This window comes from Pseudomonas gingeri (genome assembly GCF_013386115.1).
Lineage (GTDB): Bacteria > Pseudomonadota > Gammaproteobacteria > Pseudomonadales > Pseudomonadaceae > Aquipseudomonas > Aquipseudomonas gingeri.
Genome location: NZ_JACAOR010000010.1, coordinates 62,573 through 74,786 on the forward strand (window position 1 = coordinate 62,573; position 12,214 = coordinate 74,786).

Consider the following 12,214-nt stretch of genomic DNA (forward strand, 5'->3'; position numbering starts at 1 on the left):
AACGGCCCGCCGCAGACATGAGTCAGCCTCGGCCGTAGGCCGTCAGCACTTTGCGGATCGCGTGGGCGATGCCTTGCAGGTGTTTCTCCTCGAAACGGTCGGTCCACCACATGCACACCGTTTCCTTGCAAACCGTTTCCGCCACCGGACAGACGCTGCTGGAGAAGTCCTGCGGGCTCGCGCCCGGCAAGGTGAAGGGCAGCCCCGACGAGCCGAACGTCTTGCGTTCACGGATGACCGGGTAGCTGTAGAGCGGCACCTCGCCCGGGTAACCGATGAAGCCATCGATCCCCTCGGCCACCAGCGCCTTCATGACCTCGCGCAGCGGGACCGTCAGTTGCGCGGTGTCCACGCGGAACGAATAGAAGAAGTAAACCCCGCGGGTGTCCGGCAACGGCAATACCGGCTGGATAGGCAACCCGTCCAGCAACCCGGTCAGGCGATCGGCCGAGGCGACGCGCGCCTCGACGAACTGATGCAGTTTCTCGACCTGCGCCAGGCCGACGGCAGCCTGCAATTCGGTCATGTGGTAGTTGGGTGCCAGGAACAGGTGGTCACGGCCACCGCGCTCGCGCGGCCAGCCCTTGTCGCTGCACGCGCGCAGGCGACGACCGTTGTATTCGTCGCGGTTGCTGATCACCAGGCCGCCATCACCGGTGGTCATGTGCTTGGACTGCTGGAAACTGAAACAGCCCACATCGCCGAAAGTGCCGCACAACTTGCCCTTGTAGTAAGCCAGGTGCGCCTGGGCACAGTCCTCGATGACGAACAGGTCGTGCTTGCGGGCAATAGCCATGATCGCGTCCATGTCCGCCGGATTGCCGAACACATGGGTCACGATGATCGCGCGGGTCCGTGGGGTGATGTTCTTCTCGATGGAAATCGGATCGAGGTTCTGCGTGAGCGGATCGACATCGGCGAAGACCGGCACCGCCAGTTGCGCGAGCACTGGAATGACCGTGCCGATATCCGTCACCGGCGACAGGATGATCTCGTCGCCAGGCTCGGGATTCAGGTAGATCACCGCGGTATGCAAGGCTGCCGTGCCGTTCGCCACCGCCACGGCCGTGGACACCCCATAGATCTCGGCAAAGCGTTGCTCGAACTGCCGGGTCTTGGGGCCGACCAGGAAGGACAGGCTGCCTGAGCGGATCACTTCCAGCAGCAGTTTTTCTTCCTCGGCACCGAACGTGCGCCCGGATGCGTCACGGAAGCTGGGCAGCGTCCCGTCTATGGCGCGTGGTCCGCCATGGATGGCTAATTCGTTCATCATCAATCCTTCTTGTGAAATGAGTGCGGCCCGTTACAGGCCAAGGAAGTCCGCCATCGACTGCACCTGGTGCTCCAGCATGTGGCGCCCCAAGTGGACCCGGCAGCCGATACCCTCGGCCGCGATCAGCAACGCGGTGCGCTCCGGTTCCTGGACCACTTCCGCCACGGTCATCTGCGGCGTCAGCCCGGCGACATCCAGCGGCAACGGGTCCGTGGCCTGCATACCCAGCGACGTACCGTTGATAATCAGTTGGTGGCCGCTGGGATCACGGCTGCCCAGAGAGACGTCCAGGGCCGGATAGTGACGCAGGAGCCGTTCCTTGAGCTCAAGGCTCTTGTGCTCACTGCGGTTGGCCAGGGTCAGCCGGGCGATGCCGGCCTGGGCCAGCGCGAAAGCGACGGCGTTCGCCGCGCCACCGGCACCGACGAGGTAGACCGACTGGCCGGCCACTTCGATACCGGCATGCTGCAACCCGCGCAGGAAACCGATGCCATCCAGTTGATCGCCGACCAGGCGTCCATCGGCCAGGCGCCGGATGACGTTGGCGGCGCCGACTGCGGCGGCCTGTTCACTCAGTTCGTCGCACAACGGCAGGATGGCCTGCTTGAAAGGCACCGTGACAATGGCCCCATCGAAACTCAACAGTGTCCGCAGACTGTTGACGAAACGCTCGAAGTCTTGCGGTGCAACATTCATGGGCACCATGATCGCGTCACAGCCACGCTCACGGGCAATCCTGTTGATCTTGGGCGGTGCTTTCACATGTTCGGTCGGGTGAGCAAGAATCCCCAGTACCCGGGTTCTGCCCGTCACTTCTTTATTGTTTTCCAGCCTGTCAGGCATATACGTGGCTCCTCTGTTGAAACAACCCGATCCCGTCGCGGCCTGCATGACGAAACAATAAACACCGCGAAACCGGCTGAACCCAAAGTACTGCACTTCATGCGGGGCGAGTAATGAGAAGTACACCCCTGTCGATAACCGTTGGCTATCGCCGGGTGCAGCGGCGTTTCCACAAGGGCTGGCGGCAGGACCGGAGGCGGCTGGAGTTTTCCCGCCTGCTGATGCCTAATGCGGGTCATCTCTTTGAAAAAGCGCACCCTGACGATGATGCCAACCCTGGAAACCATCTCCTCGCGCCTTCGCCTCAAGCAGTTGCGCCTGTTGATTGCCCTGGACGATCACGGCTCCATCCACCGGGCCGCGGAAATCATCGGCATCACCCAGCCCGGCGCGACCAAGGCCCTCCACGATGTGGAGGAAACCCTCGGCGCGACGCTGTTCGAGCGCACCAGCAAGGGACTGAACGCCAATGCGATGGGCCGTTGCGCGATTCGCTACGCACGCTTGATCCTGACCGACCTGGCGCACCTTCGGCAGGAGATGCACGGGATCTTCCAGGGACATGGGGGACGCATCACCGTCGGCACGATCATGGGCGGCGTGCCGCTGCTGACGGCCGGCCTGCTGCGGCTGCGCGAGCGTCAACCCCAGGCGACCATCGAGATAGTCGAAGACACCAGCGTCAAGCTGCTGAGCCTGCTGGACCAGGGCCGCCTGGATATGGCGCTGTGCTACCCCAGTGTGAGCCCGCGCCCCACGGCCTATGACAGCATCAGCATGAAACCCGAAGCCTTGATGGTGATGGCCAACCCCAAGCATCCGCTGGTGGGGCACACCTCGCTCACCCTGGAGGACCTGGCGGATTCCGGCTGGGTGATCTTCTCGGCGAACATGCCGCTGCGCCAGACGCTGGAGCGCGAGTTCCATGAGGCCGGCGTGAACTTTCCGGCCCACCCCATCGAAACCTCGTCCACCTTCGCCACGCTGCTGTTGCTGATCAGCGACCCCCACCTGGTCGCGGTACTGCCTACCGACGTGGCGGAACTGCCGTTGTTGCAGGCCATGTTGACGCAGTTGCCCTGCACCATCACACCAAAGACCGAGCCGTTCGCCATCGTCACGCGTACCCAGGTGGAACTCTCGCAACTGACCCACTTGCTGATCGAAGAACTGACGAAGTAATTCCCCTTGTCGACGCAACCGATATCAGTGCCACCGGGTTGGATATCGCCTGGTCTCGCTCGATTCGGTCACACAGATAACGCTCGGTTATCTCAAGCCTCCGGATTTTCATTACCCGCCCCGCCGGGCCGGCGCTAGGATCGCGCCATGAACCCTGCAGCAAAGCATCCGCTTTCCCCTCCAGTAAGGTGCCGTAATGGAATTGATTGCTAAAACAAGTGCGCAAAGCCAGATTGTGGCGGCCACGATCCGGCTGGATCCGCATGACGACGTGCTGATCGCGCGCCAGCCGCTCCCTGCCGGTCTGTTGCTGGAGGCGGAAGGCGTCGTTGTCCGGCAGGCGATTCCCGCCGGCCACAAGGTGGCCGTACGGCGTATCGAGGCCGGCGAGAACGTTCGCCGTTACGGCCAGATCATCGGGGTCGCGTCGGCCCTGATCGAGGCCGGCGCACACGTCCACAGTCACAACCTCGGCATGGCGCACTTTTCCCGCAATCATGAGTTCGGCATCGACGCCAGACAGACGCCGCATCGGGAAGCGACGTTCATGGGTATCGTTCGCCCGGATGGTCGCGTGGCGACGCGCAACTACATCGGCGTGCTGACCTCGGTGAACTGTTCGGCCACCGTGGCGCGGGCGATCGCCGACTACTTCCGTCGCGACATCCACCCCGAGGCCCTCGCAGAGTATCCGGGCGTCGATGGCGTGGTAGCCCTGACCCATGGCATAGGCTGTGCCGTGGACCCGGGCGGCGAGGCCCTGGCGATGTTGCAGCGAACCCTGGGGGGCTATGCGGTTCACGCCAATTTCCATTCCGTCCTGATGATCGGCCTGGGCTGCGAGACCAACCAGATCGACGACCTGCTCAAGGCCCGCCACCTGCAAGCAGGCCCGCACCTGCGTGTGTTCACCATCCAGGGGACCGGCGGCACGGCGAAATCCATCGCCAACGGCATCGAGCAGATCAAGGCCCTGCTGCCGACTGCCAACCAGGTACACCGGGAAGCGGTCAGTGCCAGGCATCTCATCGTCGGGCTGCAATGTGGCGGCTCGGATGGCTACTCCGGGATCACCGCCAACCCGGCCCTGGGCAATGCGGTCGACCGGCTGGTGGCGGCAGGCGGCACGGCGATCCTTTCCGAGACCCCGGAGATCTATGGCGCCGAACATCTGCTGACACGCCGCGCGGTGAGCAGCGAGGTCGGTGAAAAGCTCATCGCGCGGATCCGCTGGTGGGAAAGCTATTGCCAACGCATGAATGCCGAGCTCAACAACAACCCCTCGGCCGGCAACAAGGCCGGTGGGCTGACCACCATCCTGGAGAAGTCACTCGGCGCCGTGGCCAAGGGCGGCTCGACGAACCTGGTCGATGTCTACGAGTACGCCGAAGCGGTCACCGCCCATGGCCTGGTGTTCATGGATACCCCGGGCTATGACCCGATCTCGGCCACTGGCCAGGTGGCGGGAGGTGCCAACCTCATTGCCTTCACCACCGGCCGCGGATCAGCCTTCGGTGGCGCCCCCTCCCCCTCGATCAAGATCGCGACCAACTCGCACATGTTCAACCATCAGGAAGAGGACATGGACGTGAACTGTGGTGGCATCGCCGACGGCACCGATACGATCGAGGATCGGGGCGCCCATATCTTCGACATGATCCTGCGCGTGGCTTCGGGAGAGCGCAGCAAGAGCGAACGCCACGGCTATGGGCAGAACGAGTTCGTGCCCTGGCAGATTGGCGCGATCACCTGAGAGACAGGAACGTACTGTTCCACGCTGAAGGGGTGCATGGGTGATCAGCTTGAGATCCCATGCACCAAGACACTTGGACCACCAGAGCCCCTCGACGTGACAGAGCGTCCATCCGAGGGGCTGTGCCGCCGTCAGTTTCCGCCCAGGTTGACGGTGCCCTTGCGGATGATGACGTTGCCGTAGAACAGCGTTTCACCCGTGGCGATAATGGCAAAAGCTTCCTTGGCCCGGTCGTAGAAAGCAAAGCGCTCAATGCGACAGAGAGTCGGCGATTCGCCTGGCAGTGCGTCCAGTGCGTCCTGGATCACCGTGTGCGCCCTTACGAGGGTGTCGGGTTCATCTATCACTTCCATCCCCACGACCGGATCGGGTTCGGACTCATCGATCGGCATGACCGAGAGCACGGCCTTCAACATCCGTGGCAGGTCCGCCGCTTCCATGCGGATCAGCCGTTTGGCCACCGTCTGGGCGGGAAAGCTGCCATCGACAATGACGATCTCGTCACCATGGCCCATGGATCGCAAGGCAAAGAGGATGTCAGCGTTGAGGATAGGATCGATACCAATCAGCATGGGAACTCCTTCAGCTCAAGTCGTGGAGGTTTTTGGTGGTGGCCGGGCCGATGGAGAACGCTGAAAAACGCACGGTCAGGCCGCTTCGTTCCGGCGTGCAGGCGGTGGGGCCTACCTGATAACTTTCCGCCTCCGGGAATGGGGCAAGACGCAACAGCGGCCAGAAGACACCGTCACGGGAGGCCTGGATCCGCATCGTGCCTTTGGCCACGGTGACTCTCAGGTAGAAGTCCTCCAGTTCCTTGAAAGGTTGGGAGACCGACCAGTCCGACTGGCCGTCGGTGATGACGGTGCTCAGAAACAACTCACCGTCCGTGAACTCCACGCCGGTTTTCATCCAGCGCGTTTCGTCAATCCGCACCATCAGGCCAGCCTGGTCGTAAAGCGTCCGAAACGCCCCCTGGATCCGAATCTGCGCGGTGAATTCGCTCCCCGTCGGGAAACCGAGAAAGTGCCCCGTATCGCGGATGAAGCCGTAGTGCGTTTTCCGCCAGAAATCGGTTTTCTCGTCAGTGGTCAGGGTGAGGCCGGCGTCATCCGCCACCCAATGGGCTGGCGGGTTCAGCCAGGTTCCGGTACCGAGGTCGATGCTCATAGGGTTATCCTTTTCTTCCAGGGCCTCAACGCAGGTTATAGGCGTCGAGGGCGTTCAGTTCAAAAAAGCGGCTGGCAATCTCGGGGTGCGTTTCGACGAGTCGCTCGGCGATCGCCTTTACCCCGGAGTAGGTAGCCGCCAGGGTGCAAACGGGCCAGTCCGAGCCGAATAGAATGCGCCCGGGGCCAAATACCGTCAGTGCAGTGCGTGTATAGAAGTCGAAGGTTTCTGCTGCACATGACTCGGCGTCCGCCTCGGTGACCAGGCCAGAGACCTTGCACCAGACATTGTCGCTTTCGGCGAGAAGCTCGAACGCTTCGCGCCAGGCGGGGCTGAACCCTTCGGCGATCGGAGGCTTGGCAAGATGGTCAAGGACGAAGCGTCCCTGCGGATAGCGCCTGGCGAGCAGCGTCGCAGCCGGTAGCTCCCTTGTGCGAACCAGCAGATCGAACGTCAATCCAGCCTCTATGACCGCGCCAACCGCTTCCTGTACGCGGGAGCGACACAGCCAGTCAGGATCCGGCTCGTCATGAACGTTATGGCGTATTCCGACGAGCTTGTCGCCACCGGGCATTGCGCGCAAGGCGGCGATCTGCGCCGGCACGTCGTCCGACTGCAGATCGACCCAGCCGACAACGCCCATGACAAAATCATGGGACGCGGCTATCGCCAGGAGGTCCCGGGTCTCTGACAGATCATGCCGGCATTGCACGACGATAGTGGAATCGATGCCATTATCGGCCAACAGCGGCTGCAGGTCGTGCGGAGCGAAATTGCGGCGAAGAGCGCGCATTTCATCGCCCGCCATCCATGGATAGGATCCGGTGGTCAGATCCCAAAAGTGCTGGTGGGTATCGATTATCTGATTCGGCATGCTTTTCTTCATGCTGTTGGAGCATCGGCAGAGATCAGGCCCTGGGTCTTGAGGTCCTGCCACAGGGCACCTGGAATGGGCAGGCGGAACAGCTCAGCGTTTTCCAGCATTTCCTCGGCGGTTCTGGGCCCGGTGAGAACGCTGGCCACTGCCGGGTGAGCGAGGGGAAACTGTATGGCCGCCGCTTTCAAGGGCACACCATGGCTCAGGCAGACCTTCTCCAGCATCAACGCCCGCTCTATGAGCGCCCGGTCTGCGTCCTCGTAATTGAATTTCGCGCCGGCACTCGGATTGGCGAGAATGCCGCTGTTATAGACCCCGCCAATAATGATCGATATGTTTTTCTGGACGCAAAGAGGCAGCAGTTCCGTAAGGGCACCTTGCTCCAGGAGGGTGTAGCGGCCTGCCAGCAGAAAGCAGTCGAAATTGCCATTGCGAGCAAACTCGGCAAGCATCCGGCTCTGGTTCATGCCGGCGCCGACGGCACCGATGGTGCCGTCGGAGCGCAACCGGTCGAGCGCTTTATAGGCACCCTCGATGGCCTGCTGATAACTGGCGTCAGGGTCATGGATATGCAACACGTCAATGCGATCGAGGCCCAGCCGGGCCAGGCTCTCCTCCACCGACGTCATCACGCCGTCATAACTGAAGTCGAAGACCGGGCGCTCGGGCGGAGTGTCCTTGTAGTAACCATCAACGACCGGCGTTTCAGGCACCCGCAGAAGGCGGCCGACCTTGGTGCACACGACATAGTCATCGCCAGACTTGCGCTTTAGAAAAGCCCCCAGACGCTGTTCAGCCATGCCGTTGCCGTATTGCGGGGCGGAGTCAAAGAAGCGAACACCCAGGTCCCAGGCAGCCTCCAGCGTTTCTTCGGCGCTGGTGGCGCTGGTCGGCGAGTAGAGACCACCAATGGCCGTGGTGCCTACTCCCAGCCTGCTCACTCGAAGTTCGGTCAGTCCAAGAGGCACGGCCTCAAATATTTCCTTCATGAAATTTTTCCTCTCATATGCACAGCCATCCAGCTGTGACTTCTTTCATCACAGCAGGAAATAATAATGGCGGGGACTTCTTGTCTTTATTGATGCATCGACCCCACTACACGGCCGTTGCCTTGATTTCATTCCATAGTTCGATACGCCGACCAAAATCTTCAGGCGCCTGCAGGAAGACCAGTTTTTCCGAGTAGTTCAGACCTATCTTGATGTTTGCAGCTTCGTTCGTAGAGTTGCCATAACCGGTTTTTTCACTGATATAGGTGCCGACATCTTTCTCCAGCATTGCATCGACCCAGGCGTGTGCAAGACCGCTATCGCGGGCTTTGGCGCTGATACACCAGCAATCTATCCAGCCGATGGCGCCCTCTTTGGGAATAGTGAGCGCCGCATTGACGTTTCGCTTCTTGAGCATCGCGGCCTGGGGCTCGCCCATGGACATCATCAAATCGATGCCACCCTGGGCAAAGATGCTGACCCCATCGTCAAAGCCGGAATAAAAGCTGGCGATATTGGCTTTCTGAGCCAACAACTTCGTTTTGATCAATGCGAATTGATCATCCGTCAGATTGAAAGGATCCTTGATTCCCAGGGTCAGCGCCGCCGTCACAATGGCGTTGTTGGCATCATCGACGATGATCATCCGCCCCTTGTATTTCTCATCCCAGAGCACCGCCCAACTATCAGGGGCGACCTTGAATACATCAGCGTTGTAAATCAGCGGTATGGAACCCCAGGCGAAGGGCGCCGCGTAAGTCTTGCCATCAAAGACGATGGCCGAGACATTCTGAAAAGTGGGCATCAGGTTCCTGGCGTTCTGGAGCCTGGCCAGATCGAGAGGCTGGATCAGCTTTTCCTGGGTCAGACGCTTGTAGGAAGAGGTCTCGATGGCGATCACGTCATAATCGGCGCCCTGCGAAGCCGTCATTTTTGCGAAGATCTCGTCGACACTGGCAGCATAAGTAACGCTTACCGAAGAGCCTGTTTTTTTCTCGAAGGCCTTCACCCATTGGTCGTCAGCGTAACCTTCCCAGGTCAGCACCCTCAGTTCCTTGCCTGCCGCACTGGCCGAACGCATAAAACCCGGAGTAATTAGCGCACTTGCTGCGACGACTGTGCTCAAAGCCAAAAAGTCACGTCTTTTCATTTCGCCCTCTCTCGATATTTTTAAAGTTATTATGTGCAATATTCCATGGGCGCAATGTTCCGCCCATCCTAAGTTGCTACAACAAGAACGGCAGTCGCGAAGCAATTTTCCAAAGTTCCCCACGTCCATTTATCATGGTTTTATTTTTGAGTTGACGCCCTCTTCTCTCCTCATGCCTTGCGCTCGATACTCTGGCGCAGGGATATCGCGCCTAGCGTTGCAAATACCAGCGTCACACAGAGCACCACCGAGACCAGCGCGTTGATTTCGGGGGTGAAACCGGTTCGCATCATTGCCCATAAGCGCATTGGCAGTGTGCTATCCCCGCCGACCAGGAAGAACGTCACCAGCGTTTCGTCGAAAGAAAGGGCAAACGCCAGCAAGGAACTGGTCACCAGCGCTGATCGCAGCTGCGGGAAAACAATATAGATAAAGGTCTCGAAGCCATTCGCGCCAAGATCGAGCGAGCCTTCAATCTGCGAACTTTCAAGTGTATCCAGGCGGATCATGATCATCCGATAGATCACCGCCAGAATCAGCACGACGTGCCCGATGGTGACGGTCACCAGACTGCGTTCCAGGCCAACTTCCCGAAAAGCCACCAACAACGAAATACCGGTGATGATCGCAGGCAGCACGAACGGCAGGAATATTACAAACTCGATATATTTCTGCCCTTTGCGCGCCCCGGTCTTCATGTAATACGCAAGGGCCAGCGAAATAATTGTCGCGATGACTACAGCACAGGCACCGACAAGCAGTGAGTTCCCGAGCGATTCCAGCAACTGGGAATTCTCGGAAAACTTGCCATACCACTGCAAACTGAAATCAGACCAATCAACCTGGTGATCCTTGACACTGAAGAACGAGAGTGTGACCACTATCGCTGCCGGCGCATAAAGCACGGCGAACGCGAAAACCCCCATGATCCACAGTACAGCAACGGTGATACGTTCCATGGGTGTCATTTTACTCTCCCCGCGCGGGAAATCAGGGACGCAAGCCCGATGATGGCTATGACGGCTACAAGCAGCACGACTGCGAGTGCCGCACCGAACGGCCAGTTGAATGCCATGCCGAACTGACTCCAGATGGCGCGACCGAAAGTGAACCCCTCGCTCCCCCCTACCATTTGCGGAGTAAGGTAATCGCCCAGGGCAATGACCATCACAAATAGCGCCCCGGCAATCGATCCGGGCAGGCTGAGCGGAAGAATGACCGTCATGAAGATCCGGCCAGGCTTGGCCCCAAGATCAGCCGCGGCCGCAATCAACGAGGGTGGAATACGGTCTAGCGCGAGGAATATCGGCAATATGCCAAATGGCAGATAGATGACCGCCATCGCAATCATCACGGCTGTCTGGTTGAATATAAAAAGCCGACTGGGCACATCAATGATTCCCAGGGACAACAAAACCGAATTCAAGAAGCCGTTGTAGCCGAGAATACTGCGCATCGCGTAAATCTTTACGACGTAATTCATAACCAATGGCAGTGCACTGAACAAAAGCAGCAGGTAACGGGCCGAGCCTTCCAGACGCCAGATCAGGTACGAAATGATATAGCCAAAAACCAGGGCGACAAACGCAACGAAAAATGCCAGCTTCAGCGTGCCCAGAAAGACCTTGAGATAACTACCTGCAAAAAAGCCCGCGTAGTTGGCCAGGGTCAGGCTGCCGGTAAGGACACCGCCTTTCTGCTCCAGAAAGCTGTAGGCCAGGAAGGACACCAGCGGGACCAGAACCATCACCGTTGGCACGCCGTAGATAACCAGCTTTACCATGATCTTGGCGAGCTGTAGCCGATTCGGGTTGGCGGCTTCCATATTCAGGATCAGGGCTGTCATCTAGGATTCTCTCGGCACGAAGCTGATATCGGATTCCGACCAGCGCAGCGAGACCTCTGCGCCAACGCCGAGATTGTTCGTCCACAGTGCGGTCGGTATGCGCACTTTGATTCGGTGCGCCGCCGCTCCCAGTGAAAGCGATAACTGCGTGGTAGGTCCCAGGAATGTCACACCCTCAAGCTTTGCCGTCGTGACCTGCTGATCCGGCTTGCACTCGCTCCCATCATGCAGGCTGAAACTTTCAGGCCGGATCGCCAGTTGAAAACCCTTGCCCTTGGGCCCTGGCGACACGTGCCTGCCCAAGGGACTCTCAATCATGGATGCGCCACCTTGGGAATCCGTGATCGTGGGAAGTAAATTATTTTCCCCAAAGAACTTTGCTACAAACTCGCTTTTCGGCCTGTAGTAGATTTCCTTGGGCGTTCCAACTTGAACAAGATTGCCATGGTCCATGACCGCGATACGATCCGACATCGAAATCGCCTCTTCCTGATCATGAGTGATGAATACGAATGTTGTCCGGATTCTGCGCTGCAGATCCTTGAGAAACTCCTGCATCGATCGACGCAACTCGGCGTCAAGTGCCGCGAGGGGTTCGTCGAGCAAGACCACTTGCGGCTCACAGACGATGGCCCTTGCCAGCGCCACACGTTGCCGCTGGCCGCCGGAGAGCGCGGCAGGGTATCGATCCGCCTTGTCCGCCAGATTGACGGTCTCAAGTACGGCCCTGACCTTGGCCTTGATCTGATCGGCAGGCATGCGTCGGATACGTAGACCATATCCCACGTTGCTCGCCACGGTCATATGGGGAAAAAGCGCGTAATCCTGAAATACCGTATTGAACGGTCTTTTGAATATCGGCAGGCTTACAATGTCGGTTCCCCGCAGGAGAATCTGACCGGATGTAGGCGCCGTGAATCCGCCAATCATTCGTAGAATGGTGGTTTTACCGGACCCGGACGGGCCAAGGATAGTAAGAAACTCACCGTCCTTGATGTCCAGGTCAACGGGTTTTAATACATTGATGCTACCGTATGACTTCGTTACACCAACAAGACGAATCAAGTCCGATGTGACGGTGGACAAAACAGGATTAGCTAAAACAGTCATTTTTCTTGTTCTCACCCTAGCCTT

12 protein-coding genes are annotated in these 12,214 nt (G+C 59.2%); 2 read left to right on the forward strand and 10 right to left on the reverse strand.

The window, feature by feature from the left end; genetic code table 11:
* Window positions 1-22: 22 nt before the first annotated feature.
* Window positions 23-1,270, reverse strand: a complete 1,248-nt coding sequence (locus HX881_RS19185) for a DegT/DnrJ/EryC1/StrS family aminotransferase (RefSeq protein WP_177086000.1) — start codon at window positions 1,268-1,270, stop codon at window positions 23-25.
* 33 nt (window positions 1,271-1,303) lie between these two features.
* Window positions 1,304-2,116: a shikimate dehydrogenase family protein gene (locus HX881_RS19190; protein WP_017129165.1), complete on the reverse strand. Its 813-nt coding sequence runs from the start codon at window positions 2,114-2,116 to the stop codon at window positions 1,304-1,306.
* 264 nt (window positions 2,117-2,380) lie between these two features.
* Here HX881_RS19190 and HX881_RS19195 point away from each other — a divergent pair, with 264 nt between their 5' ends.
* Window positions 2,381-3,298, forward strand: coding sequence for a LysR family transcriptional regulator (locus tag HX881_RS19195; protein ID WP_177086418.1), 918 nt, complete (start codon window positions 2,381-2,383; stop codon window positions 3,296-3,298).
* Between the two features lie 196 nt (window positions 3,299-3,494).
* Window positions 3,495-5,051, forward strand: coding sequence for a UxaA family hydrolase (locus HX881_RS19200; protein WP_177086002.1), 1,557 nt, complete (start codon window positions 3,495-3,497; stop codon window positions 5,049-5,051).
* Window positions 5,052-5,182: 131 nt separating this feature from the next.
* Here HX881_RS19200 and HX881_RS19205 read toward each other — a convergent pair whose 3' ends face one another.
* The 8 genes from HX881_RS19205 to HX881_RS19240 all read right to left on the reverse strand — a co-directional run bounded on the left by HX881_RS19205 (window position 5,183) and on the right by HX881_RS19240 (window position 12,190).
* Window positions 5,183-5,623, reverse strand: a complete 441-nt coding sequence (locus HX881_RS19205; RefSeq protein WP_017129162.1) for an RbsD/FucU family protein — start codon at window positions 5,621-5,623, stop codon at window positions 5,183-5,185.
* A 10-nt stretch (window positions 5,624-5,633) separates the two neighbouring features.
* Window positions 5,634-6,218: a DUF1349 domain-containing protein gene (locus HX881_RS19210; protein WP_177086003.1), complete on the reverse strand. Its 585-nt coding sequence runs from the start codon at window positions 6,216-6,218 to the stop codon at window positions 5,634-5,636.
* A 25-nt stretch (window positions 6,219-6,243) separates the two neighbouring features.
* The gene (locus HX881_RS19215; protein ID WP_177086005.1) at window positions 6,244-7,092 is read right to left on the reverse strand and encodes an amidohydrolase family protein; all 849 of its coding nucleotides are present in this window, start codon (window positions 7,090-7,092) and stop codon (window positions 6,244-6,246) included.
* Between the two features lie 8 nt (window positions 7,093-7,100).
* Window positions 7,101-8,084, reverse strand: coding sequence for an aldo/keto reductase (locus HX881_RS19220; protein WP_017129159.1), 984 nt, complete (start codon window positions 8,082-8,084; stop codon window positions 7,101-7,103).
* 106 nt (window positions 8,085-8,190) lie between these two features.
* Complete coding sequence (locus tag HX881_RS19225; protein ID WP_042936851.1) at window positions 8,191-9,234, reverse strand: ABC transporter substrate-binding protein; 1,044 nt, start codon at window positions 9,232-9,234, stop codon at window positions 8,191-8,193.
* A gap of 170 nt (window positions 9,235-9,404) precedes the next feature.
* On the reverse strand, window positions 9,405-10,193 hold the full coding sequence (locus HX881_RS19230; protein ID WP_042936943.1) for an ABC transporter permease: 789 nt from the start codon (window positions 10,191-10,193) through the stop codon (window positions 9,405-9,407).
* A gap of 5 nt (window positions 10,194-10,198) precedes the next feature.
* Window positions 10,199-11,080 (reverse strand): ABC transporter permease, encoded by an 882-nt coding sequence (locus tag HX881_RS19235; protein WP_212810994.1) that lies wholly within the window; start codon window positions 11,078-11,080, stop codon window positions 10,199-10,201.
* Window positions 11,081-12,190 carry an ABC transporter ATP-binding protein gene (locus HX881_RS19240; RefSeq protein ID WP_042936850.1) on the reverse strand — a complete coding sequence of 370 codons (1,110 nt, stop codon included), beginning with the start codon at window positions 12,188-12,190 and terminating at the stop codon, window positions 11,081-11,083.
* Window positions 12,191-12,214: the final 24 nt, after the last annotated feature.

Bases quoted from the DNA above. Each gene is read 5' to 3' on its own strand.
- HX881_RS19225 (WP_042936851.1), bottom strand. From the start codon at position 9,234: ATGAAAAGACGTGACTTTTTGGCTTTGAGCACAGTCGTCGCAGCAAGT.
- HX881_RS19185 (WP_177086000.1), bottom strand. From the start codon at position 1,270: ATGAACGAATTAGCCATCCATGGCGGACCACGCGCCATAGACGGGACG.
- HX881_RS19210 (WP_177086003.1), bottom strand. From the start codon at position 6,218: ATGAGCATCGACCTCGGTACCGGAACCTGGCTGAACCCGCCAGCCCAT.
- HX881_RS19215 (WP_177086005.1), bottom strand. From the start codon at position 7,092: ATGCCGAATCAGATAATCGATACCCACCAGCACTTTTGGGATCTGACC.
- HX881_RS19200 (WP_177086002.1), top strand. From the start codon at position 3,495: ATGGAATTGATTGCTAAAACAAGTGCGCAAAGCCAGATTGTGGCGGCC.
- HX881_RS19230 (WP_042936943.1), bottom strand. From the start codon at position 10,193: ATGGAACGTATCACCGTTGCTGTACTGTGGATCATGGGGGTTTTCGCG.
- HX881_RS19235 (WP_212810994.1), bottom strand. From the start codon at position 11,080: ATGACAGCCCTGATCCTGAATATGGAAGCCGCCAACCCGAATCGGCTA.
- HX881_RS19205 (WP_017129162.1), bottom strand. From the start codon at position 5,623: ATGCTGATTGGTATCGATCCTATCCTCAACGCTGACATCCTCTTTGCC.
- HX881_RS19220 (WP_017129159.1), bottom strand. From the start codon at position 8,084: ATGAAGGAAATATTTGAGGCCGTGCCTCTTGGACTGACCGAACTTCGA.
- HX881_RS19195 (WP_177086418.1), top strand. From the start codon at position 2,381: ATGATGCCAACCCTGGAAACCATCTCCTCGCGCCTTCGCCTCAAGCAG.
- HX881_RS19190 (WP_017129165.1), bottom strand. From the start codon at position 2,116: ATGCCTGACAGGCTGGAAAACAATAAAGAAGTGACGGGCAGAACCCGG.
- HX881_RS19240 (WP_042936850.1), bottom strand. From the start codon at position 12,190: ATGACTGTTTTAGCTAATCCTGTTTTGTCCACCGTCACATCGGACTTG.